The 23,863-nt window shown below is 34.1% G+C and carries 20 protein-coding genes and 3 pseudogenes; 6 read left to right on the top strand and 17 right to left on the bottom strand.

Translation table 11 applies throughout. The features are described 5' to 3' along the window. Window positions 1-279 precede the first annotated feature (279 nt). Complete coding sequence (locus MKX31_RS14955; RefSeq protein WP_141669124.1) at window positions 280-756, bottom strand: DinB family protein; 477 nt, start codon at window positions 754-756, stop codon at window positions 280-282. A 184-nt stretch (window positions 757-940) separates the two neighbouring features. Between MKX31_RS14955 and MKX31_RS14960 the strand changes: the two are divergent. Both MKX31_RS14960 and MKX31_RS14965 read left to right on the top strand, forming a co-directional pair. Further along, a pseudogene (locus MKX31_RS14960) lies at window positions 941-1,429 on the top strand (DinB family protein). Between the two features lie 204 nt (window positions 1,430-1,633). After that, on the top strand, window positions 1,634-2,170 hold the full coding sequence (locus tag MKX31_RS14965) for a GNAT family N-acetyltransferase (protein WP_340981052.1): 537 nt from the start codon (window positions 1,634-1,636) through the stop codon (window positions 2,168-2,170). 108 nt (window positions 2,171-2,278) lie between these two features. On the opposite strand, the gene MKX31_RS14970 is transcribed toward MKX31_RS14965, so the two are convergent. The 3 genes from MKX31_RS14970 to MKX31_RS14980 form a co-directional block, all read right to left on the bottom strand. Continuing rightward, complete coding sequence (locus MKX31_RS14970; protein ID WP_060631718.1) at window positions 2,279-2,755, bottom strand: DUF2690 domain-containing protein; 477 nt, start codon at window positions 2,753-2,755, stop codon at window positions 2,279-2,281. 17 nt (window positions 2,756-2,772) lie between these two features. Next, window positions 2,773-3,285 carry a DUF2690 domain-containing protein gene (locus tag MKX31_RS14975; protein ID WP_340981054.1) on the bottom strand — a complete coding sequence of 171 codons (513 nt, stop codon included), beginning with the start codon at window positions 3,283-3,285 and terminating at the stop codon, window positions 2,773-2,775. 302 nt (window positions 3,286-3,587) lie between these two features. Then, window positions 3,588-4,481 carry a LysR family transcriptional regulator gene (locus MKX31_RS14980; protein ID WP_064475953.1) on the bottom strand — a complete coding sequence of 298 codons (894 nt, stop codon included), beginning with the start codon at window positions 4,479-4,481 and terminating at the stop codon, window positions 3,588-3,590. Between the two features lie 123 nt (window positions 4,482-4,604). Here MKX31_RS14980 and MKX31_RS14985 point away from each other — a divergent pair, with 123 nt between their 5' ends. Next, window positions 4,605-5,570 carry a quinone oxidoreductase family protein gene (locus MKX31_RS14985; RefSeq protein WP_078183030.1) on the top strand — a complete coding sequence of 322 codons (966 nt, stop codon included), beginning with the start codon at window positions 4,605-4,607 and terminating at the stop codon, window positions 5,568-5,570. Between the two features lie 113 nt (window positions 5,571-5,683). Here the strand turns inward: MKX31_RS14985 and MKX31_RS14990 are convergent, their stop codons facing one another. From MKX31_RS14990 to MKX31_RS15015, 6 genes are all read right to left on the bottom strand, one after another. Continuing rightward, on the bottom strand, window positions 5,684-5,941 hold the full coding sequence (locus MKX31_RS14990) for a hypothetical protein (protein WP_078183029.1): 258 nt from the start codon (window positions 5,939-5,941) through the stop codon (window positions 5,684-5,686). Between the two features lie 163 nt (window positions 5,942-6,104). Next, window positions 6,105-6,797: a hypothetical protein gene (locus tag MKX31_RS14995; RefSeq protein ID WP_340981055.1), complete on the bottom strand. Its 693-nt coding sequence runs from the start codon at window positions 6,795-6,797 to the stop codon at window positions 6,105-6,107. Window positions 6,798-7,046: 249 nt separating this feature from the next. Further along, entirely contained in the window at window positions 7,047-7,757 is a 711-nt protein-coding gene (locus tag MKX31_RS15000; RefSeq protein WP_103655106.1) for a histidine phosphatase family protein, read from the bottom strand. 160 nt (window positions 7,758-7,917) lie between these two features. Next, window positions 7,918-8,442, bottom strand: coding sequence for a GNAT family N-acetyltransferase (locus tag MKX31_RS15005; protein WP_078183026.1), 525 nt, complete (start codon window positions 8,440-8,442; stop codon window positions 7,918-7,920). A 6-nt stretch (window positions 8,443-8,448) separates the two neighbouring features. Then, window positions 8,449-10,350, bottom strand: a complete 1,902-nt coding sequence (locus MKX31_RS15010) for an endonuclease MutS2 (RefSeq protein WP_103655105.1) — start codon at window positions 10,348-10,350, stop codon at window positions 8,449-8,451. Window positions 10,351-10,803: 453 nt separating this feature from the next. Beyond that, window positions 10,804-11,523 (bottom strand): hypothetical protein, encoded by a 720-nt coding sequence (locus MKX31_RS15015; RefSeq protein ID WP_078183024.1) that lies wholly within the window; start codon window positions 11,521-11,523, stop codon window positions 10,804-10,806. A gap of 379 nt (window positions 11,524-11,902) precedes the next feature. Here MKX31_RS15015 and betA point away from each other — a divergent pair, with 379 nt between their 5' ends. Continuing rightward, entirely contained in the window at window positions 11,903-12,514 is a 612-nt protein-coding gene (gene betA / locus MKX31_RS15020; RefSeq protein WP_340981056.1) for a collagen-like exosporium glycoprotein BetA, read from the top strand. Between the two features lie 94 nt (window positions 12,515-12,608). Here betA and amyS read toward each other — a convergent pair whose 3' ends face one another. After that, entirely contained in the window at window positions 12,609-14,150 is a 1,542-nt protein-coding gene (gene amyS, locus MKX31_RS15025; RefSeq protein ID WP_098111738.1) for an alpha-amylase, read from the bottom strand. Window positions 14,151-14,366: 216 nt separating this feature from the next. Between amyS and MKX31_RS15030 the strand changes: the two genes are divergently transcribed. Together MKX31_RS15030 and pepF are read left to right on the top strand one after the other, a co-directional pair. After that, a complete protein-coding gene (locus MKX31_RS15030; RefSeq protein WP_064475961.1) occupies window positions 14,367-15,158 on the top strand; it encodes an arylamine N-acetyltransferase family protein in 792 nt (263 codons plus the stop codon). A 117-nt stretch (window positions 15,159-15,275) separates the two neighbouring features. Further along, a complete protein-coding gene (gene pepF / locus MKX31_RS15035) occupies window positions 15,276-17,063 on the top strand; it encodes an oligoendopeptidase F (RefSeq protein ID WP_088047100.1) in 1,788 nt (595 codons plus the stop codon). A gap of 48 nt (window positions 17,064-17,111) precedes the next feature. Here pepF and MKX31_RS15040 read toward each other — a convergent pair whose 3' ends face one another. From MKX31_RS15040 to MKX31_RS15065, 6 genes and pseudogenes are all read right to left on the bottom strand, one after another. Next, the gene (locus MKX31_RS15040) at window positions 17,112-18,131 is read right to left on the bottom strand and encodes an agmatine deiminase family protein (protein WP_340981058.1); all 1,020 of its coding nucleotides are present in this window, start codon (window positions 18,129-18,131) and stop codon (window positions 17,112-17,114) included. Between the two features lie 107 nt (window positions 18,132-18,238). Beyond that, a pseudogene (locus tag MKX31_RS15045) lies at window positions 18,239-19,982 on the bottom strand (amidohydrolase). 81 nt (window positions 19,983-20,063) lie between these two features. After that, a pseudogene (locus tag MKX31_RS15050) lies at window positions 20,064-20,147 on the bottom strand (MerR family transcriptional regulator); the annotation flags it as partial. 129 nt (window positions 20,148-20,276) lie between these two features. After that, window positions 20,277-21,407 carry an RNA-guided endonuclease InsQ/TnpB family protein gene (locus MKX31_RS15055; protein WP_340981059.1) on the bottom strand — a complete coding sequence of 377 codons (1,131 nt, stop codon included), beginning with the start codon at window positions 21,405-21,407 and terminating at the stop codon, window positions 20,277-20,279. 633 nt (window positions 21,408-22,040) lie between these two features. Beyond that, a complete protein-coding gene (locus MKX31_RS15060; RefSeq protein ID WP_098102225.1) occupies window positions 22,041-22,799 on the bottom strand; it encodes a MerR family transcriptional regulator in 759 nt (252 codons plus the stop codon). Window positions 22,800-22,837: 38 nt separating this feature from the next. Beyond that, the gene (locus MKX31_RS15065; protein ID WP_103655099.1) at window positions 22,838-23,815 is read right to left on the bottom strand and encodes an agmatine deiminase family protein; all 978 of its coding nucleotides are present in this window, start codon (window positions 23,813-23,815) and stop codon (window positions 22,838-22,840) included. Window positions 23,816-23,863 lie beyond the last annotated feature (48 nt).

Below are 23,863 nucleotides of genomic sequence, written 5' to 3' on the forward strand. Positions count from 1 at the left end.
ACAGATTTTGCAACCTTATTTTTGTATTATCTTCAATATTTTTCTATTATGTAAAACAAAAAATAATAACTATTCCTACTTCATCAGTATCACGATGATAATCGTTCATAATCCTTCAAAAAGTTCAACAACAAAAAAAGATAGATAATAAATTATCTATCTTTTTTTGTCTTTATATTATTTAACATTACACCTGTATTGTGAAAAATAAGATTGTAACTACTTACACCTCAATTTTCACAAAACATCTGTGATTTCGTTTTTCATATGCAATTAAAACTAAAGAGCCTTAATAATACGTTCCATCGCCTTCATTTGCCCAATATGATCAGCTTCATGATAAAGCATCATACCGTATAGCTCTCCTACTGTTTCCAATCCTAGGAATGGCTCTGGCAGTTTATTTTCAAATGCTTCTGCTGGAATTTCGTTAATACGTTTAGCTTGTTCTTTTAATTGAGCCGTTAACACTTCTAACGATGGTCCTTCTGTTTTCCATTTAGACGGTCTTGATCCATACCCAAACATACCTGGATATTCAGTTGGTAATTGTTTAAATTCTTTTCCAAACATGAAAACTTCTGCTGCCGTTAACACGTGACCAATATGCCAACGAATTGTATTGTTAAAACCCTCTGGCTGTGTATCTACAGTTTTATCATCTAACGTTTCCATAAATTTAAGCAGTTCCCCGCGCGTTATTTCAAATTGTTTTAAGCCAACTAGTCTATTCATTTTATCGTTCCCCTTCTTCATGTACCATTTATTATGAACTAAGAATGTTCAACTTATTAAAGTTTCACCTTGTTTAATCTATCAGAAACGATTAAGAAATACATCTAATATGCCTAGTAAAAATAATAAAAAGGTTCACCTCTCGTACATATAGAATTACTTACTACACAAATAGTTTAGTAAATAAAAGAGGAGTGTTAATTTCATGTTACATATTTTAAAACAACAATATAATCTTATTAGCTCTACAAGAGAAACTCTATTTACATTTTTGGAAGAAATTCCACTAGAAAAATTACATAGCACTGTTCCTAATTTCGGGAGCGGTAGTATTATAAAGACGCATATTCATGTAGCCGATTGCTATTAATACTGGCTTGGATCATTTGCATTCAAGCAAAAACGAGCAGATTTTTCATTCGCTAGTGATTATGAAATTGAGCATGCAGATGTGGAGAAAGTCCGTGCTAGATTTAAGTTAGTAGATGAGACTGTACAAAACTTTTTAGATGAATACAATGACCGTTGGCTCGAAAATATAGCAAATGAAGTGAAATGGCAAAAAGAACCTTGGAGTACAACACCGATATGGCTTTTAACTCATACAGAGACACATGAGTTTCATCATAAAGGACAAATTGTATCTATGGCTCGTCACCTTGGGTACACTCCTCCTGATACAGACCTTAGTTAATTCGATTATAAAAAAACTTGTTGATACATTTTGTTGTGTATAAAACTTTTATCATTTGTTTTAGGTATACCATATCATTATAAAATTCATGTAACATCAAAGTAAGACACATACTTTTCAAACAATACACAAAATAAAACTCTTCTTCCATGTAGAGCAAAAATATTTATATACTCTATCACCAAACTTAAGGAGAAATTTATAATGAGATTAGAGAGTGAAAGAATTTATTTAAGACCTCTTTGCGAACTAGATGCCCCAATTATATTAGAAAGTACGATGGATACAGAGATACGTTATATGACTGGAACCAAACCTACTTTTTCATTGGAACAAATAAAGACACATATAGCTCATATAAATAATGATTCGAGTCGCTATGATTTCGCTATTTGTTTACAAAGCAATGACGAAATGATTGGAGAGTTGTCGATTTTAGATATCGATGAGGAGAACAAAAGAGCAGGATTCAGAATATCAATGCTTTCAATAGCACTAACAGGACAAGGATATGGAACTGAAGCTATTACAATTGTTTTAAAATTTGTTTTTGAACAACTATATTTAAATCGGTTACAGTTAGAAATATTTAGCCATAATTTACGCGGAATTAGAGCTTATGAAAAGATTGGGTTTGTAAAAGAAGGAACCTTACGTCAATCTTTATTTTATAACGATACATTCTCAGATGAAATTATTATGGCGATACTTAAAAGTGATTATAAAGAGATGTCATTGTAAATAACTGTTCTTAAACTATTAACAACTTGAAAGAACCTTACCACACTAAAATGCAATAAGGCTCTTTCATTTTTATATCAAATAACAACTCTTAACTCATGTATTATATTAATACCAAATTGTCTCCGCATAATTATATGCATCACTATTCGGAATGGCATGTTTCCCTTGTGCTTGTGCCTTTCTTGGATCTAAATCATATACCATTGGCGTATAACATGATGTTTGCCCTTTATTCACAACACCATTTCCTCCAGCACTTCCGCAAGTATATGCCTTTCCATCGGTTTTTCTGACTATCCTTGCATCAGCTTCGTTATTATAAACCGCTGCACGAGTTACAGTAACCTTTGCCCACGCTGTTTTACACGTCGTGCTAAATTTTAATTCCACATATGAATTAGAATCAATCCACTTCTTTTCTTTCGTTACTGCTGATTGATCACAGCTATTGTAGTAAGGGCTTTTCCCATCATATGAATGGTCTTCTGCAAATGCTTTATCATTATTCGTCGTACTAAAAACACTAGTTATGACGAGCAATGCCAGACAAAGACATGCGCTTACCTTTTTAAAAAGCTTCATAGAATTCCACTCCTTTATTAATAACGTCCAGTTTTCCCGTAACCATTATTAATCGTCACCGCTTCGGCATCAGCCGTATAACCAAAATCAGCAGTTAAATCAAATACCATTCCTGTATACGTGCTCGTTTGACCTGGTTTTATTGCTCCATTACCACTATTAGAGTCTACTGATTTTTGAAATACACCGTTTTTATATTTATTAATAACAGCGTAAGCATATATCCCTCCAGAAACGGAAGGTGCTGGTTGATCTAAAACAAGCTTAGACCATTCTGCGTGACATTTATTACTGTAACATAAATACACTGTCCCTACTTTTTTACTACCCTCATACACCGCTGTAGACTTTGCATTAAATCCATCTGCATCACACGTTGTACTGCCTCCGTATACTTTCGTTGTAGCCGGATTTTTCCCGTCATAGTAACTACTTAAATCAGTAGCTGCAAATGTACTTCCTTGAAAACTAAATAATACACCTACACTCGCTACACTTAACACACATACTTTCATTAACTTTTTAAACATTGCAAATCTCCTCCCCAAAAATAAGTACGTATCATAAAAACAAGCTATACCGCTATGTAAGCCCTCCTTTCATGCTTCCTAGAGGCATCTTACAGAAACGGATAAACGTTGTAAATTTCCTTATGATTATTGGAATATACGAAGAATTTTACTTATCTGTCTAAGAAAAAAAGTTGAGAAATACACATTTTATAGCATTCTTTATTTAAAACATAAAAGAACCGATACTTGTTACATGCAAGCATCGGTTCTTTATACAAAATTGCCATTTTTTCTTTTATATAAAATAAATATTTCTCCACTTAATCTGTTGTAAAAAACTCCCTCGTCACATCAATAAATTGCTGCAGTGGCGCTGTCATCCATTTATCTTTATGCCAAGCAATTTGTGTATAAATCGGTGAAATTGCATTTTCTAAATGTAACTCTTTTATCGTTCCCTCTCGTATATCTTTTTCTACTACTATCGCGGGTAAAACTGCTATACCTAAATCTGCAATAACACATTGTTTAATTGCCTCGACACTAACGAACTCAATTTTATTTGCTGGATACACATCTTCTGTACGAAATAGCTCTTCAAATAAAGTTCTATACGAGCAACCGAGTTCTGTTAACAAAAGTGTTTCCTTCTCTAAATCTTTTGTAGAAACGGAAGTTTGCTCGAGTAAATAATGCCCTGAAGCAGCTACTACTTTTAATTCTTCTTTCATAAGCGGCTCCACATGTAAAGCATCTTCTGTTTTACATTCGTCCAAAATAAAGGCAAGATCGACTTTTCCCTCCATCAATTGTTCCCTCGCATCTTTATTGGAATGTGCTGGTTTAAATATAAGCTTTATTTGAGGAAATTGTGCTTTAAACCTCTTTAATATAGAAGGAAGTCTATATGTACATTGGCTTTCTTGCGCACCGATTATTAACGTACCTGCTATTTCCTCATCATCTTTCACAGCCATTTTTGCTTCGTTACTGAGTGCAATCATCTTGTCGGCATATAGTTGAAACTTTCTGCCTGCTTCAGTTAAAAAAAGACGTTTTCCTAATCTTTCAAATAACGGCGTACCTAACTCTGCTTCTAACGTTTTAATTTGCGCCGTTACACTCGATTGAGCAAAGTTTAATTTCTTCGCAGTTTGCGTAAAATTCAAAGTGTCCGCTGCTACTTTAAATGTAATTAATTGTTTTATCTCCATTTATCGTCCCTCTTTTCAATCGATATTCCCGATTGATTTCATCGAAATAATCCTCTTTGTCTATTGATATTTGTATTGTATGATAAAGAGCATCGACAAACAATAAAAATGGAGGGATTCCATATGAAAGCACTTTGTTTCGAACAGTTCGGAAATCCGGATGTACTACAATATAAAGAAATACATGATCCAATCATAAATCCAAATGAAATTCTTGTCCGCACGAAAGCAATCGGTTTAAATTTCGCTGATATTTATAGACGCCGCGGTGATTATCATCTCGCTGGCAACCCACCATATGTATTAGGTTATGAAGGAGCTGGCGTTGTTGAAAAAGTAGGAGCTGACGTTACGAATATTAATCCTGGAGACCGTATTGCATTTGCTGATGTCCCATTTGCAAATGCAGACCTAGTTGCTGTTCCATCGGAGAAAGCAATTAAGCTTCCAGATTCTATCTCTTTTGAAACAGCCGCTTCTGTCTTATTGCAAGGTCTAACAGCACATTACTTAACGAAAGATAGCTATGAAATAAAACAAGGTGATATAGCTTTAGTACATGCCGCAGCTGGTGGTGTTGGGCAACTTCTTATTCAAATAATTAAACTACTAGGCGGAAAAGTAATCGGCCTAACTTCATCAAAAGAAAAAGCACAGATAGCTACGTTAGCTGGTGCTGATCACGTATTTTTATATACTGAAGCATGGCCTGCGAAAGTACTTGAAACAACAAACGGTGATGGAGTAAATGTTGTATATGAATCAGTAGGTTCTACATTAGAGGAAAGTTTTAGCGCAACTAAAACTGGTGGTACTGTCGTATTTTACGGAATGGCTGGTGGTAATCCTGCGCCCGTTGATCCGCGTATGCTTATGGATACTTCGAAAACTTTAACTGGCGGAGACCTTTGGAACGTGCTTACATCTTATGAAGAGAGAAAAGAACGCTCCTCTCAATTATTCGAATGGATTGCGACCGAAAAAGTAAAAATCACAAGCCCTACTACATTCTCTTTACGAGACGGTGCCCGTGCTCATGAATTATTAGAGAGCCGAAAAAGTACAGGGAAGATTTTATTAATTCCATAATCGTACTAATAAAAAAAAGGAAGCTAGAATATATTTCTTCACTTCCTTTTTTAACGTTATTTATGTTCGATTTCGCTTCTTTTCAATTACCCAGTTATTTATATTTTTTCTGTCTATGCTTCTCTTTCTAGGCCCCTCATTTTTAAGTTTATATAATAAACAAATCTAAATATTAAAGGAAAAAACAAACCTCCAAATATCAACGATCCAATAAATACAGTATCAATAAAAGAAAAAACCAAAAATAATAGCATTCCAAAAAAATAAAATACAACTGCACTCCAATAAATAAAACGTGGAAACTTAGTTTGGAACGAATCACCTTTTTCACACGGTTTTCCAAATAACAAATGAACGAATTTAATCAACATAATCACTTCTCCATATAATTGTTAATATTCTTTTCTTCTTAGAACTGAACATAAATCACATACTATGTATCATTTTCTTTTAATTTTCCGACACCAAAGTTATTAACTATGTCAAATACGGTAGCCTTTTACTCATACATTTCATAAATGCAATAATATATTTTTATTTCAATACAAATCGTCTATCCCCTTTATCATGTTGCAATTCAAACAATACTGGATTACTAACAAATCTTTTTAGCAAAACATACGCCTCATAATCAGATATTTCATTAGGAATATTAATTCCACTAAATGATGTTGAGGTAATTAGTGTATGAAAATCATATTTAAATTCATAATCACCAATATACGCTAGTGCCAATTTCCCTTTCCATTCAATTTGATATGTCTGCCCTTCTAATCTAGTAAACTTAATATTATGAAAGGCTGACGCATCATGTCCAAGTAAATAAACGTCAAATGCAGTTAACTCTAAATCTAAGTCCTGCTGCTCATCTTCCGATAAACAATCAATTGCAAATCTCTTCCCATTTAGCGTATCCAAATTAAAAGGCGCCTCATCACTGCCTACACGAAACCCTTTAAAATCCCATTCTTCTGATGACAAAGTGCATCTATGGAAGTTGTTCCATACAATCTTAGCCTGCCAATCATCTTCTTCCTCATTCTCTTCATCTTCTTCATCCAAATCTTCCTCATCATAATCCGCGGTCTCTAAATGCAAATCAAAATACAAACCAGCCATACCATTTAACTCTTCTTCTTCAGCATATTTAAAATGTGCACTCCACTTAAAATTAACAATTCGATGACCATTAGGCCACGGGTTGTCCATAAAATATATTCGATCCATATTCACACATTCCTTACTTTGTTTTATTTCTCGTATACTTATTTTAGATTCCGAGATGAGATGAAATGTAAAGCTAGACTAATGTCCCTCCAATACACTACAAACTAATTTGTTGTTCCTACTCCCTAATTATACCATTACAATAATTTTCACAGTTCTTTTTTAACAGAATATTCCGATTATATTTAATAAATGATATATTTAAAAATAAAAAGGAAGCTAGATTTCTCTACCTTCCTTTTCTTATTTTTATATTTCCACACTTTCTTTCCCTTTTGCAACGTAACTCATATCTCCAACAGACTCGACTGTGTATGTTCCGTCTTTATATACAACCTGGGTCACACTAGCATTTTCTACTCCAAGTTTTGTTTTGCTACTGTCTAACATTTCGATTAAGGTAGTAATCAAGAGCCCATGAACGACAACTAAAACATTACCGCCACCATTTGCAGCAGCTTCTTCACTAATTTTATCAATCTCTTCTTTTATACGAGTAGAAAATAATTCCCAATCTTCCGCCTGTTTCGTAGGGTCTGCTGCTCTAATAAGATTAATCACTTCTTGAATAGAAAACTTCATAAGTTCTTCTGGTGATGCAACGCCTGCAGCTTTTCCAACCACATCCCACATATTTTCAAGTTTTTCACCTTCAAAAATACCAAAATTTAATTCTCGTAATTTTTTTCTTTTCTCAAGTTTTAACTTTGATTGCTCACTATATTTTAATACTAAATTAGCAGTTTCAATCGCTCGGCCGCTATCACTACTATACGCATTCGTAAAATGAACATCTTTTAATCCTGTTCCTAAATTAGAGGCAATTTCAACACCTTTTTCTACTAACGGGGAGTCTGCCCAACCTTGCGCGCGATGATTCGTATTTAATATTGTTTTTCCGTGTCTTGTAACATATAACGTAACTACATTCTCATTGCTATCTGTTTCTCGATTCTTCATTCTATTCTCTCCCTTTACATTTCTATATCAATTTTACCACCTTAATTATTCATTGAGCAAAATATACGTAAGTGAATTTGCTAAATAAAAAAAGCTATCTTTCTGTATATCTCTACAAAAAGATAGCATCTTTTATGATTACATTTCTTAACTGATACTCCTACTCAGCAAAAGCACTCGAATATTGTACAATTCCTTCTACACCTTGCAGAGCGTTCTCACTTAACTCAATCACCATAAACACTTCATCTGGCACTTCAAATGGTGCTTTTATATTCCACTTACTCGCTTTCTTAAAACCAAATTTCGGATAGTACTCTGGATGTCCTAATACTACAACTGACCCGTATCCAAGTTCTTTCGCTTTTTCTAACGCAGCTCCAATAAGTTTTCCACCAATTCCTTTTTTCTGATGGCCCCTAGCAACTGATACAGGTGCAAGCGCTAATGATTCTACAGAAGTTCCATCCTGTTCTATCGTAATTTTGGATAACAGAATGTGACCAACGATTTCCTCATCTACTGCAACGATTGATAACTCTGGAATAAATGCGTCACATTCTCTAATACGTTTTACAAGTTCATGCTCTTTTTTATCACTAAATTCTTCATGTAAAAATGCTTGTTGTACAACTTCTTCTGTTTTTCTATAATCGTTTTTTTGTTCTTGTCTAATCGTTACCATTCTATATTATCCTCTATTCTTTCTTATTTCTTTTTGAATTTTACGAAGCGCTTTTTTCGATCCGCGCTCTATATCATGCTGTATTTTTCTTTCTTTATAATCGACAAATAGTGTATTTAAATCATATCCCTCTGGGTATAATTCCTTCGCCGCTACCTCTAACGTAATACGTTTTACATTCACTTCAACAAATTCACCGTTATAATATACAACGACGTTATAGAAATTATCTATTTCCTTATAGATGATACCAAAATCATCATAATCTAATAAATTTACACGATCGCCGATTTTGTACTCGTAATGATTTCCTCTTTTTTCTTGCACAAATTTCGGTTTTCTAATTTTGCTTTCATTCAGTTTTTCAAAACAATATTCTTTATTTTCCATGTACTCTTTCGCTCTTTTCAGTACATGTTCTCTTACGTTCATTTTATTCGCAATCCAAAGTGCATTACTTTCACCTGATTTTCCAATTACTAATTTATAAAGTGGCTCTAGTGTTTCACTATTGAATTGCATTGCTGCATTCATAAAATCATCATGCATTTCTGAGAAGCGCTTAATTTCACCGTAATGCGTACTCGCAACTGTAATACATCCTGCAAGATAAAACTCCTCTAAAATAGAAATTGCAAGTGCTGCCCCTTCATTCGGTTCAGTCCCGCTTCCTATCTCATCAAATAATAGTAGCGTATTATTATTTGACATCCTCATAATCTCAGATAGATTTTTCATATGAGATGAAAATGTACTTAATGCATTTTCAATACTTTGATTATCACCAATATCTACAAATACATTTTCGAAAATAGCAATTTCTGTTTCTTTATCTCCAGCAATATGCAAGCCTGACATTGTCGCTAAAGTTAACAATCCGATTGTTTTTAGCACAATTGTTTTCCCGCCCGCATTTGGTCCTGTAATAATTAAACTACGATAGTTTTGACCGATTTCAAAGTGTAACGGTACTGCTTTCCCACTTAAAAGCGGATGCTTACAATTTACTAAATGAATGTAGCCATGATCATTTAATTTCGGCTCTATTCCATCGATTGATTTACTAAACTTCGCTTTCGCAAATACCATATCATATTGGCTAATTAATTCCATATTAATTTTTATATGATAAATACTTTCTACTACCATTCCTGATAAAGTCGCTAAAATTTGATACTCTTCCATCGCTTCTTCTGCTTTCAAACTTGCGAGTTCCGCATTTAACTTTGTAACCGTATGCGGTTCTATAAATACAGTAGAACCTTTAGCGGACGCTTCAACTATACTTCCCGCAACTTGATTTTTATAAGAAGATTTAATTGGAATCGTATACCTATCATCCTTCTTACTAATAAAGAATTCTTGAATGTACTTCTTATTTGCACTACTATTTAAAAACTTTGTTAAACGTTCTTTTATTTTCCCATCTACTGAATCAATGTTATTACGAATTCGTTTTAACTCTTTACTAGCAGCTGCATCAATACTATTGCCTTTAATGGAAAAGTTGATTTCCTCTTCAATACTTTTAAATTCAGTCATTGAATTTGCATAAGAAGCTAATACTGGCGCAAAAAATTCTTTATCTAACATAAACTTTTTAATCTTTCTACAGCCGCGTAAAAAGTCTGAAACACTTACTAACTCTTCAGGGTCTAAAATCATCCCTTTTTCTAATTTTTGAATTGTACTAGCAATATTTGAAATACCGAAGAAAGGAACATGCCCTTCTGCATCTACTATAGCTCGTGCTTCTGTCGTTTCATTCAAGCGATTCCTCACTACTTTTATACTCGTACTCGGCTCTAATTTATCTAATAATTCTTTACCTAATCCACTTACACAATAAGATTTCACTATATCCTTTAATTCGTTATATTGTAACTTTTCAAAAGTCATCGTATTCATTTTGTTTCTCCTCACTATGATTGATTTTTATCATAAATGAAGATACCTACTCATTAGATTCCAATGAGCCCTACATGATTCAATTACCATTTTTATACATTAAAAATGTATAAAAAAAAGCTGCGGGGATACCGCAGCTTTTACATTTACAAGGCAAGTGTAATAATATATGAGGAAATAAGCCATAAAAAACAGATGGCAATCCCCTTATTACACGCTTTATAAAGTATTGTAGGTATCTTCATAGGTTTCGAAATAAATCCATGACAAAATTAGGGGTATGATGTACATAAAAATCCCCTGGTCTTATCCGATTTATTTCATTAAATTTTTCCTATTTAGTACCTACCGCACTCACAAAAAGCACCTCTCATTAATTTATATTATAGTCATTGAAATCTAATTTATTGAAATCATCATACTATATGTTTTGTGAGAAGTAAAGGTGTCAAACTATTCCCTTGCAGATTGTAAAGCTTTCATATAATCAACCTTTTTCTCAAGGGTCTTTTTCGCATCTTCAACCGTTACTATATAATCTACTGCAATATGTTGTAATATTTCCTTATTAGCATTTGGCAACTGAATTGTAATATCATCCACACTACTCTTACTATTTTCAATCGTTTTATTAAATTCCTGAATACTTCTCGCAAGCTCCGCTAACGTTTCCATATGTGCACGGTTGTTTACGTCCAAAAAGATATTACTTTTGAAAACTGCCGTAACATAATGCTTCGGATGTTTCTTCGCTATTTTTTTCTCTTCATTCTTACCGAAAACGGTATCCCCTGTTTGCATTTGCTCGAAAGTAAGTATAGTATCATTTCCTTTTTCTTCATAATATGTATTGAATCTTTCTCGTAAATCATTCGCTTCTTTTTTTATTTTATAGTTATCATTATTTACCTTTGGAGAGGTTCGTCCATCGAAATACATTTGAAATTGTAAATATGGTTCATCTACTTGCTGTACATAAGCTATTCGTATATCTGGTCCTAAAAAATCCTTACCTTGTTCGGGTATTTCAATTCGATCTAATTTTACAGTAATACCATGCTCCGATTTTGTATAACTTTGTGCTTTTCGTTCAATTTCTTCATCCGATATATCACATGATGTTAATAGTAATAAACTAAGCATTATGCTATATTTCATTATTGTTCTTTTCATATTGCCTCTCCTTTTGCTACTACTGCCTATCCAGAAATGTCCTTATGGATTTTAAATTACGATTTATATAAAGAACTTCTTCTCATAACCACAAGTGTAAAAACACCCTTTTATTATCACTTTACACTTATAGTGTAATTTCACACTATATTTATTTTATCGTAAAACAAATATAAAAACTATTAAAATCACGTTAAAAACATACTAATATTTAGTTCTATAGCAATCACAATACTGTTTTTTATTGTATCGAACTTTAAAGTACTAACTTTAATTTCGCTGCAAAAAAAATTAAATTAGCGCCTCCGCTATTGCGAATGTCATTTACTTTCCCTAATACATTTAATAATTATGACAAGCAATCATAGGAGGTTACTATATGAGCGAACAATACATCATTTTACATGGGCCTGCTCTTGAGCCAAATTTAATTGGCCCCACACTACCACCAATTCCACCATTTACATTCCCAACCGGACCTACTGGTGCGACAGGTTTTACTGGAATTGGAATAACTGGTCCTACTGGGGTTACAGGATCTACCGGAATTGGAATAACTGGTCCCACTGGAGCAACCGGTTTCGGGATACTCCCCGTATTTGGAACAATAACTTCTGAAATAGGTATCGGTTTTTCAGCAGTAGTTAATACAAATGTTAATTTTACCGTTCCAGGACCTGCTAGTGAAACTACTCTAAATCCAGTAGACAACTCCATTACCATTAATACCACTGGTGTATACTCTGTATCCTTTTCAATCGTATTTGCGATACAAGCTATTTCGTCTAGTATATTAAATCTTACAATAAACGATTCTATTCAATTCGCAATTGAAACACGAGTTGGTGGTGGTTCTGGGGTAAGAGCTACATCCGCCAGAACTGATTTATTACCTTTAAACCAAGGAGATGTTCTTCGGGTACGAATAAGAGAAGCTACTGGTGATATTATTTATTCCAATGCATCTCTTGTTGTTTTAAAAGTCGATTAATTCATTTATTAAAATAAAAATCTAGGTATGATAACAATATAAAAAGAAGAGGAAGACTTATATTTCAGTCTACCTCTTCTTTTCTATCACCAATTCACTGCTGAACATATATGGAAACTGATCCTCCACTTACATGGAACTGCCCCCATCCGTCCTTATTAATTGTTACAGTATTTTTTTGATTACCCGTCATATCGTACCATACTTCCCCTGCGTTATCCTTTCCAACTTCCATCCACTTTGATCCTCCTGGTCCATCTGAGATTAATGTCGCTAAACCGGAATCCGCATGTACATCATCCCCTTCTCTTGTCCAGCCAATTACATCTGGATGGTCTAAATAATCACGCTGCGTACCATATGCAAAGTTTTTTCGTGCCGTCAAAATCGGATCAATTTTATTTTTTAACGCTGGAATTTCATAACTACTATTTCCGTTTGTCCCATAGTAATCACCATAGAAAACTGAAGGATACCCCTCTGCACGAGTTAAAATAAATGCATATGCCAACGGTTTAAACCACGGACTTACTACAGATTCCAATGACTGTCCAGGCTGAGAATCATGATTCTCAACGAGAGTAACTGCAAGTGCAGGGTGATTTTGCATTACTGTTCCATTTAAAATATTTCTCATATCATAATTCCCATTTCCTTTTGAAGCATAATGAAAATTGTAATGCAGTGGTGCATCAAATACAGATTGATTATAATTGACTTTCGCTAAATAATTATTTAAAGTTTGGATATCATTTTGCCAATATTCAGCCACAGTAAACATTTCTTTTCCTGTTTGCTGTCTGACATGATTTACCCAATCGCGTAAATATTCATGATCAATATGCTTAACAGCATCTAAACGAAAGCCATCTAAATTTAATTCATTCGCATACCACGTCCCCCAATTTTTCATCTCATTCGCAACATCTGGATGATCAAAATCAAGATCTGCATACATTAAATAATCATAATTTCCATTCTCGCTAGACACCTCCCAGTCCCACGCTTTACCTATACCCCTAAATTTATAAATTCGATTTAATTTCCTTCCTTCATCCCAATCCGTTCCGTCAAAATGATACCATTTCCATTTGAAATTAGAATAAGCATCTCCGCGCCCAGGAAAGTTAAACCCCGTCCATGCATTAATTTCATAATCACCTGATACCTCAACATTTCGATTGTTACGGTCTACCTCAACAGCCGTTACATTTTCAGTATAATCTGCTCCACCTTTATGATTCATAACTACATCTCCGTATACATCGATGTTTTGCTTATGTAAAGCTTCAATTGCAGATTTCAACTGTGCTTTTGTCCCATATTTCGTCCGCACCGTTCCTTTTTGATTGAATTCCCCTAAATCATATAGATCATACGCTCCATATCCTACATCATTTTGCGTAGTTCCTTTATATGCAGGTGGTATCCAAACAGATGTAATTCCTTTTTGAGCTAAATTTTCAGCATTTGAATGCAAGCGATTCCAATGATTACCATCATTCGGAGCATACCACTCAAAATACTGCATTAACGTTCCATTGTTAACCGTATCTGCATACACTTTACTTCCCCCATGTATACTAGGTAAAAACAAAACAACCGACAAGCCGACTACTGTTATTTTTTTCAACATATTTACACCATCCCCTTCAAAGAAAACGTTTGCATAGTTTATCGAAATTATTATAATATTCGTTCTACGATTAGTAAAGTAGTAATCTCTCACTCTCCCACATTATTTTTTAATCTAACTTCAAATATTCAACAAATACTTCAACGTAGTTTTTATTTCACATCTTATTCAAGATTGTTTACAATTTATCTATAAAAGCATAACGGAGGGATTTCTATGACGGACTTTCAAAAACATTTTTTTGCAAGATTACATATAGAAGAAATACACAAAATTTCATTCGAAGATTTACCTAACATTATGTACGCGATGGCACAAACTGTCCCTTTTGAAAACTTAAATATTCTCGAAAACAACTTTACAGAAATATCAAAAGAAAATCTAAAAGAAAAAATTTTAGTAAACAACCGTGGCGGTCTTTGTTATGAACTCAATCCTACTATGTATTACTTCCTTAAAGACGCTGGATTTGATGTTCATCTCGTTTCAGGAACAGTGTACAATGCTGCAAATTCTATATGGGCTGTTGATTCTGGCCATATCGCAACCGTTTTAACACATCATAATGAACTTTATTTAATTGAAGTAGGATTCGGATCATACTTACCTCTTGCACCTGTCCCTTTCTCAGGTGAAGTCATTCACTCCGTTACAGGAGATTATCGTATTCGTAAAGAAATGACCGAAAAAGGAAACTACATGTTAGAGATGCGTAAAAATAATGAGTTTTTGGATCAATCTTCTGCTGATGATTGGACGTTAGGCTACGCATTTTATATAGAAGAAGTGGATGAAGAAAAAGCAAATGCAGCACAAGAAATTATCGTTGAACATGAGGGCTCACCATTTAACAAAGTACCTCTTATTGTAAAACTAACTGAAGATGGGCATGCATCTTTAACAAAGGATAGTCTGACAATAGCGAAAAACGGTAAAAAAACGAAAGAAAACGTTACAGATGTACAATATAAAAATCTTTTACATTCAAAATTCGGAATTACATTATAATTTTTTAAGCCTTGCCATTTTAGCAAGGCTTTTCATTTTCCAGCAGGGATTTTTTGCAATTTGTTGTATTTCATAGTTATATAGGAATATAACTACATATTTAGAAAGGAAATGATTATGACTGAACTTAAAGATCGACTACAAGTAGATGATAAAGAAAAATGGGATTTAACGGATATTTACCATACAATTGAAGATTGGGAAAGCGATTTTCATAAAATTGAAGTATTAACGAAAGAATTACATGAGTTTAATGGAAATATTCACGATGGCAATAGTTTATTAGCTTATTTAACAAAGAGTGAAGAAATTTCTAGCATAATATCTTTAATGTTCGCTTATGCACGATTACAATCTGACCTTGATACACGCGATACTGACGCCCAATCTCTTGTCGATAAAGTATCACAATTACACGTGAAAGTAAGTGCGGCTAAATCTTTCTTTTCCCCATTCTTACTTAGCATAGATGAAAACACATTACATTCTTACATAGAAGAAGCAGAAGGCTTACAATACTATAAAGAAGATTTATTTGAATTATACCGTTATAAAAAACACGTATTGAATAAGGACCAAGAAGAGATTTTATCACAAATGGGTGAAGCACTCTCCTCCCCGCAGCATACATATGGCATGTTAAATAATGCAGATATACTATTTGGTGAAGTGACTACTAATGATGGAGAAAAAGTTACTTTAACGCGCGGAATGTATGCAAAGTTAATAGAAGATGAAAATCGTGAGAAACGTAAAGAAGCCTATAAAGCTTATTACAAACCATACGTTCAATTAAAAAATTCTATCGCTTCTACTTTATCTGCTGCTATTAAAAATAATGTTACTGTTTCAAAGCTAAGAAACTATCCATCAGCTTTAGAAAAGTCATTATTTGGCGACATGGTTCCGAAAGAAGTATATGAAAATTTAATTGAGACGACGAAAAAAAACATTCAATCACTACATACTTATAATGAACTTCGAAAAACAAAATTAAATGTAGATGAACTACGTCAATACGACTTGGGCGTTGACTTAGTAGCGGGTGTAAAACAAGACATTCCATATGACAAAGCGTTTGACATCATGATCGAATCACTAGCTCCATTAGGTGAAGAATATATTGAAACATTAAAAAGCTTTAAAGATAAACGTTATATCGACGTGAGAGAAACGCCAGGAAAACGTTCCGGTGCTTATAACTTTGGTGTATACGGTGTTCATCCTTTCATCCTTTTAAATCATCACGATGATTTAAATAGCCTTTTCACTCTTACTCATGAATGTGGTCACGGCATGCATACACATTACTCACACGGATACCAACCAAGAATTTCTGCACACTATACTATTTTTGTCGCAGAAGTCGCTTCTACAGTAAATGAAGTGCTATTAATTCATCATTTATTAAAAGAAGCAAAAGATGCTGATGTACGTAATCATTTAGTAAACCATTTCATCGATAAATTTAAAGGCACTTTCTTTACACAAATCATGTTCGCTGAGTTTGAAAAAATCACACATGAAATGGCACAGCAAGGTAAACCATTAAATGCCCAAGTCTTTAGCGAAGTTTATGAAAACTTGTTTAGAGAGTATAATGGCGACTCCCTCGTATTTGACGAAGAAGTAAAATACGGCTGGGCTAGAATACCGCATTTCTATCGTCCATTTTACGTGTACAAATATGCAACTGGATTCGCTTCTGCAATCCAAATTGCTGATAAGTTATTGAGCGGCGATCCAAATGCTCAAAAACATTATATTGAATTCCTTAAAGGCGGAAGTTCTGACTATCCATTAAACTTACTGAAAAAAGCTGGAGTTGATTTAACTACGCCAGAACCGATTGAAAGTGCACTAAATCGTTTTAGCTCACTTGTTGAAGAGTTTTCAGCATTATAAAAAGCATGCAGAGTATATACTCTGCATGCTTTTTTCATTTCGGTTACTTTATGCTAAATGTTGCTGCGTCACACAGTGAATCATGCCACCATACGCAAACAGCTCATTTACATAAATGCCGACAATTCTTCTTCTCGGAAACTGCTCTTCAATAATTTGAAGCGCTAACTTGTCATGCTCATCGCCATATATAGGAACCAATACAACCTCATTTCCAATATAAAAGTTTAAATATGAGCCCTTACAATCTGCTTCTTTTACAGCTTTTCTTGTCACCGTTACTGGTATAAGCTGAAATGGTTTTCCATCTATATTTCTTGCTTTTCGCAATTCTTGATAATGCTTTTCGTACGCCTCCAAAAGGTAGGGTTCACTCTCCCCGAAAGGATCATATTCATAAAGAATTGTATTTTCATTTACAAAACGTGCTGCGCCATCAATATGGTAATCCGTATCTTCATCATAATTATCCTCACCGCGAATACCAGTTATCCATATAAAATTCGTTACCCCCAAATACTTCGTTAACTCCATTTCAATCTCTTCCTGACTTAGTGTAGGGTTTCGATTTTCATTTATAATAGAAGTTTTTGCCGCCATTAAGGTTCCATTTCCGTTTATCTCTATTCCTCCACCTTCTAGACAGACACTAGATTTAACTTTTGGAATACTATACATCTTACTTATTTTTGCCGGAATAACAGCATCATTTTCATACGGATATTTATCTCCCCAACCATTAAAAACCCAGTGTGTTAAGCAGAGATTGCCTTCCTTATCTTTTACAAAGATCGGTCCATTATCTCTTATCCACACATCATCCGTCTCTTGAACTAAGAAATCAATTTTATCCATTAACTTCGATTGGACATGTACTTTTTCTTCCTCATTATATACAACAATATGCACAATTTCTCCGTAATGAAGCTCCTTTGCCATCGTTACCCAAATATCATCTAGCTTAGCTCTGTAACCTTCACCTCTATGAGCTTTATCATGAGGCCATTGGAGCCATGTCCCCTCATGTTTCTCCCACTCAGCAGGCATATAAAATAAATTTTTTATCATACGTGTTCACCCCTTCTTTGAATGTAAGTTCAGTCTAAACTTTGACATCGTGTTAAGGTCAACAGATATATATTCATTTACTTGTAACTACTTTATAAGGTGTCTCTTTATTTCTCTTTGTGATACACTACTTCTCCTTGTAAAACCGTCACTAAAACTTTCGCATTCGGAATCTTATCGGCACTCATTTTAGTAATATCTTCATTTAGTAATACCATATCGGCTGATTTGCCTACTTCAATTGAACCAGTAATAGTATCAAGACCTAATGCTTTGGCGGGCTTAATTGTATATGCATCAATAGCTGCGTATACATCAGATAAGCCTTTCTCTTCAATACTTAGTGCATTCGAAATCGTCACAAGTGGATTTAGTTCATTTACATCCCAATCACTACTAAGCGATACGTTCGCTCCTGTTTTCCAAATGCGTCCTAACGGCATAATTCGTTTCATCTGTTGATCTGAAAAATACGCACTTGCCCAGCTTTGTTTAGGATCCTCTGCAAAATCATGACCTACTTGGAAATCAGCGCTAATTCCTAACTTAGCAAATCGTTTTATATCACTATCTTCTACCATTTCCACATGAGTAAGTGTATACGGCTGATTTGCCCCTTCTTTTTTCGCTGCTTCAATTGCATTTAAACTCTCTCTTACCCCCGCCATCTCCAATCGCGTGAATGAGTGCACCGTAACCAATTTTATTAAGTTCCGTCAACCACCACTTCATCTTTTCTTCTGGAATATAGTTCAAGCCATACGGGGTTCCTTTAAACCATTCAAATTTATATTTTTCTAGTATTTTAGCTGTGCTGTTAATACTAATTCCATCACTATACATTTTCACTTGATTGATAAGCATTCGAGATGACACATCATCACGCTTAATTTTTTTGAAATACTCCATTTGTTCTGCTTCATTTAAATTTGGATATACCCACGGGCGAAGTACTACTCGCGACGTTAACTTTTTCTCATCATTAACTTTATTCCAAACATCTAACCAGCCTCGTTTCCAATAAAGACGTCCATCGCCGACTGTAGTAATACCATTCTTCGCAACCTCATCTAAACCATCTAACAAACCTTCATAATTTTTTTCAAAGAGTTTAGGCTGAGAATTCCATGCTTTTTCCATTACGATATCCCCTGCTGTATCATACAGAAGCCCGAATGGTTCTCCTGTTTCTGGATCCCGGATGATTCTTCCGCCTTGCGGATCTTTCGTCTCTTTATTTATTCCCGCTACTTCCAATGCTTTTGAGTTAACCCATACAGAATGCGAAGTTCTTTCCATAATTAATACAGGGTTATTAGGAAATAACTCATCAAGAACTTGTAATGGCGTTTGTTGTTCTGATTTTTCGTCCATATCTTTTAACAACTCTTCCAAACTAAATCCTGTTCCACTTATCCATTCACTATCTTTCACATCTTTTTTACAAGCTTTTAAATACGATCGTTGTTCTTGCAGCGCAGCATCCGGTGAAACACTACAATTCCCTGCTGCTGGTGATTTTGCTTCAAAAATATGATTATGGTTATCCACAAAACCAGGAAGAATAAAACGCCCTTGTAAATCCACCACTTTCGTATCTTCATTTATAAATCCTTCTACATCCTTGTTTGAACCAACAAAAGTAATTTTCCCTTCTTTAACGGCTACAGCCTCTACAATGTCTTGCTTTCCATTTGAAGTATAGATTGTACCATTTTTAAACACTACATTTTTAGGCAACTGATTAGGTAGAACGAAGCTACCATTCTCACCTTCTCCTACTCCAGGAGTACACGCTGAAACCCATGTCACACTTAGAATCAGACAAATAATCATGATTGTTCTTTTCATATTCTTTCTCCTTTTTATTATGATGAATTACTTACATAAATAGAATAAGGATTGACATAATGTTAATGTCAATCCTTATTCTCAGTCTATTTTCATCACTATAAAACAAATTTGTGTCACATATTCCTCTACTAAACAATCACATTCAGGTCCGATACGATAAACTTAACTAAATCTATACAATTCAATCAAATTTACACAAGTTAGTGCTTCATCGTGTTCTCGCAACCCCGAAGGGACGAGGGGTATAACACTCCACACGAGGCAGTATCGTTACCTCCTATTATCAAGCATTTATTTTACCCATCTTGATAAATTTATCGACGCATTTACATCCCTATCGTGATGGCTATTGCACCCAACACAACACCACTCACGTATTTTTAAACTCCACTGTCCTTCTGGTTGAACTGAATGGTCGTATTTTACTCCGCAACATGAACAAATCTTGCTTGAGGCGAACCATTTATCAGCTTTTACATACTCAATGCCATACTTCTCGCACTTGTATGACAAACATTGAAAGAAGAAGTTTAATTTTTGAAATGAAAATGCTTTCGATAGTTTTTTGTTTTTTAACAGGTTTGAGATAGGTAAGTCTTCCACAACAATCCTCATTGGCTTGGTTTTCACCAATTTAGCTGTTGCTTGATGGATATGGTTATTTCGGATATTCGTAATTTTCCTAGATAACCGCAGGTGCTCAGTTTTAGCTTTTTCATATCCGGCAGATTGAATTTTTACACCTTTTTTAAATCTCCTAGACATATCTCTTTGTGCTGACTTTTTCCTTTTCAAAAGTTTTTTAACCTTGGCATCTTTGTTTATATTTCGTTCTTTCATACCATTAGAAGCTACAAACTGCTCTTTTAAACCAACATCCACACCAATCGACTCATTGGTTAGTTCTTGTAATTCAAAGTCTTCTTGAAACCCCACACTAATCCACCAGTGACGACCATCAAATGTAACTCTTGGATTGGATGGTTTTTTATTTCTTGGTAGTTGTTGGCTTGTTTTCACTTCTCCAATAGACTGAATATGAACTACTTTCTTTCCTATAATCAGCCTTTCATAATTGGCATAAAATCCTTGGATTAAATCTTTTTTGGATTTATAAGAAGTGTGATAACCATTTTTATACTTTTTGAACGAATTTTTTCTCGCCGTATCAAAATCTTTTGAAGCCTGTTTGGGAACTTGTGCGTTGATGTCATTTAACCACTCATATCTCTTTCGCTTCTTGATCTTTGTAAATCGTTTCTGTAAAGCTAACTGTGAAACAGATTTTCCAAATAGCTTATAGTATCTATCACTCATTCTTTTACAATAGTTATAAGCGAATCTTGCAGCACCAGCATGGTTTCTAAGCACTTTTTCTTGTTCAGGCGTTGGAATCAGTCTGACTTTCTTCGCCAATATCATCAGAATTTAACTCCTTTAATGAAAGATTTGTTCTTCTGAATAGTAGCGTGTTCCACCAGCATTTTCCTGAGACTACTCGGATGTAAACCTGTTAATTCCGATACTTGACTAACTCGTAAAATTTCATTATTATTCTTACCTCATTAAATCTATCGTGGCACATACGTTCGATAGATTCAATGAGGTTTGATAGATTTAATTAAATGTATCTCGTTCAACTAAGGGCGCAATTCCTTAGCCAGTTCTCTTATGAACTTCTCATGTTTTCACATGAGCGCAGACTATATGTTTATCTCTTTAGAGATAGAGGATTTTTCCACCACCATAGGCTTGTGGTGTACTCTCGTCAGTTATACGAGATAGTCGTTGAACGTTCATCTTATCCATTTTGACTTAGATGATTCGAGGCGGAAGACCCATTGTTCTAATGTTTAGGATTTAACCTTGCAACATCTGATTGATTTTTTCTGCTTTCGCGACATTCACGCTCGCCATTTCTAGCCACGTTGTAGTTCAATCAGCTTTAGGGATTGCCCGCAGTTAACCCTCACTACTAGCCAATCACTTGACTAGCAGGGCTTACTGATATGTTTAATTAACTTTAGTTATAATTGGTTAAATAAATCGTAACAGTTAGTTACCCTTTACGTAGACCTCATATGGTGAATCATCTATTACATAACCATTTCTTTCAATCCATTTTTCTAACGAAATATAAGCGTAACCTATATAGTCATAACTTCCATAATGCATAGTAGTAACGATTTGATGCGGATTTAATTTTTTTATTTCATATTCTTGTACTACATCTTTATTGTTCCCATGCATGACCGGAATCCTTAATTCAACATCACTTTCATTTGGAATATACTCTTCATCATAAAAGACCGTAGAGGGCGAACCAACTATTTGTAAGTTATGCTTTTGTACTTTTTCATATAAGTCATAAAAATAATCATCCATATCATCTATATTTATTTGCAGTCTTTGAGCAATTACTGTTATTTCATTTCTCATTCCAATAAATATATCGTAATTTCTATGACAAGCAGTATTTAAAGCATGATTCATATTTACCATTTCATTCATTTCTGAAATAACCTGTAAATTTTGTTTTACTTCATGAGATAACTCTATAATTTGTGCTTGCATATGTTTAATAAATGAATCTTGATCTGACGACTGCAGAATGATTTTAATTTTCGGTAGAGGGAACTTATACTCCCTTAACTTTTTTATTTTCAAAGCTATTTCTAACTGCCCTTGCTCATAATATCTATACCCATTTTCCGGGTTCACATATGCTGGTTTTAATATATCCTCTTTGTCATAATGCCTTAGCATCCGTGTACTCATTTTACAAATCCGCGAAAATTCAGTAATTGTATACATATACTTACCCCTTGAATACATTTTCTTATACGCTTATTTTAAAACCAATCAAAAATCTTCCTAACTGAAAAATCTTCATTCTGATTGTTCAATCTTTTCATTTTTGAAGGTAACAAATGATGAGGACAATACCACGTTAAACAATTTATTGCGCCTCCCATTGTCGATATTTCTCCTACATGAATTTGAATAGCTTGTTTCTCCGTATGCTTTTGAATATATCGTAACACTTCCCGATCTTTAGCTAATCCAAACTTAGGAACGTAAATCGTATCACATGTTTCTAACATATTTATATACAACCCTTTTGCCGATGCTATTTCTTGATCATATTGTCCCTTTTCTGTATATGATGATGGAACAACTATAAATTCAGCTTCTGGCATTTGCTCTTGAATAACCTCTTGAACATTATATCTAAATTCATGATCTCCTAAAAAATCACTAATAAACATCGTATGTTCATCAATAAATTTAACCATTCCGTCTGCATGCGCAAGTACGTCCCCTTCTTCAGCAGGAATAATAATAACGCGGCTCACATCCAAATCCCATTCCAGTTGCTCTATAATTTCTTCTTCCGTCCAATCATCATTATCATCAAATATGCGTTCCGTTAATATAACAGTATCTTTTTTATTCCAAATAAGATTTCCACCGTCTAATATCAATGGAGACTTCACATATTCAAAGTCGTTCTTTTTCAACCATTTATTAAATTGTTGATCTAAATATCGCCATTGATCTTTCGGTAAGTAATTTGGTTGATATTTAAATTTAACTAAATGATTTATTACAACTGGCGCAACATCCCTTAACCAAATATCATCATACTCAAAAAAGCTTGTATGAAAGCCTTGCTCTTCAACAGATAAAGAAACAAGTTGATCAGTACATGCTTTATTTTCATTTAAGTATTCATTAAAATAAATCAGGTCTTCATAAAATGGTCGATAATACTCATTTGATTTATCTGGTATTGCAGTAAAAATAATTCCATTATGTTTTTGTTCCATAATATTTACCTCGCTTTTTAATAATGGTTAAATAACTAATTTCACTAT

It is taken from the genome of Bacillus sp. FSL M8-0063, from assembly GCF_038005545.1.
Lineage (GTDB): Bacteria > Bacillota > Bacilli > Bacillales > Bacillaceae_G > Bacillus_A > Bacillus_A wiedmannii.

What these genes read in the sequence shown, in the direction of transcription:
- MKX31_RS15030 (WP_064475961.1), top strand. Translation starts at nt 14,367, where the DNA reads ATGACGGACTTTCAAAAACATTTTTTTGCAAGATTACATATAGAAGAA.
- MKX31_RS15065 (WP_103655099.1), bottom strand. Translation starts at nt 23,815, where the DNA reads ATGGAACAAAAACATAATGGAATTATTTTTACTGCAATACCAGATAAA.
- MKX31_RS14980 (WP_064475953.1), bottom strand. Translation starts at nt 4,481, where the DNA reads ATGGAGATAAAACAATTAATTACATTTAAAGTAGCAGCGGACACTTTG.
- MKX31_RS15040 (WP_340981058.1), bottom strand. Translation starts at nt 18,131, where the DNA reads ATGATAAAAAATTTATTTTATATGCCTGCTGAGTGGGAGAAACATGAG.
- MKX31_RS14990 (WP_078183029.1), bottom strand. Translation starts at nt 5,941, where the DNA reads ATGTTGATTAAATTCGTTCATTTGTTATTTGGAAAACCGTGTGAAAAA.
- amyS (WP_098111738.1), bottom strand. Translation starts at nt 14,150, where the DNA reads ATGTTGAAAAAAATAACAGTAGTCGGCTTGTCGGTTGTTTTGTTTTTA.
- betA (WP_340981056.1), top strand. Translation starts at nt 11,903, where the DNA reads ATGAGCGAACAATACATCATTTTACATGGGCCTGCTCTTGAGCCAAAT.
- pepF (WP_088047100.1), top strand. Translation starts at nt 15,276, where the DNA reads ATGACTGAACTTAAAGATCGACTACAAGTAGATGATAAAGAAAAATGG.
- MKX31_RS14955 (WP_141669124.1), bottom strand. Translation starts at nt 756, where the DNA reads ATGAAGAAGGGGAACGATAAAATGAATAGACTAGTTGGCTTAAAACAA.
- MKX31_RS14965 (WP_340981052.1), top strand. Translation starts at nt 1,634, where the DNA reads ATGAGATTAGAGAGTGAAAGAATTTATTTAAGACCTCTTTGCGAACTA.
- MKX31_RS14985 (WP_078183030.1), top strand. Translation starts at nt 4,605, where the DNA reads ATGAAAGCACTTTGTTTCGAACAGTTCGGAAATCCGGATGTACTACAA.
- MKX31_RS14995 (WP_340981055.1), bottom strand. Translation starts at nt 6,797, where the DNA reads ATGGATCGAATATATTTTATGGACAACCCGTGGCCTAATGGTCATCGA.
- MKX31_RS15060 (WP_098102225.1), bottom strand. Translation starts at nt 22,799, where the DNA reads ATGTATACAATTACTGAATTTTCGCGGATTTGTAAAATGAGTACACGG.
- MKX31_RS14975 (WP_340981054.1), bottom strand. Translation starts at nt 3,285, where the DNA reads ATGTTTAAAAAGTTAATGAAAGTATGTGTGTTAAGTGTAGCGAGTGTA.
- MKX31_RS15055 (WP_340981059.1), bottom strand. Translation starts at nt 21,407, where the DNA reads ATGATATTGGCGAAGAAAGTCAGACTGATTCCAACGCCTGAACAAGAA.
- MKX31_RS14970 (WP_060631718.1), bottom strand. Translation starts at nt 2,755, where the DNA reads ATGAAGCTTTTTAAAAAGGTAAGCGCATGTCTTTGTCTGGCATTGCTC.
- MKX31_RS15005 (WP_078183026.1), bottom strand. Translation starts at nt 8,442, where the DNA reads ATGGTAACGATTAGACAAGAACAAAAAAACGATTATAGAAAAACAGAA.
- MKX31_RS15000 (WP_103655106.1), bottom strand. Translation starts at nt 7,757, where the DNA reads ATGAAGAATCGAGAAACAGATAGCAATGAGAATGTAGTTACGTTATAT.
- MKX31_RS15010 (WP_103655105.1), bottom strand. Translation starts at nt 10,350, where the DNA reads ATGAATACGATGACTTTTGAAAAGTTACAATATAACGAATTAAAGGAT.
- MKX31_RS15015 (WP_078183024.1), bottom strand. Translation starts at nt 11,523, where the DNA reads ATGAAAAGAACAATAATGAAATATAGCATAATGCTTAGTTTATTACTA.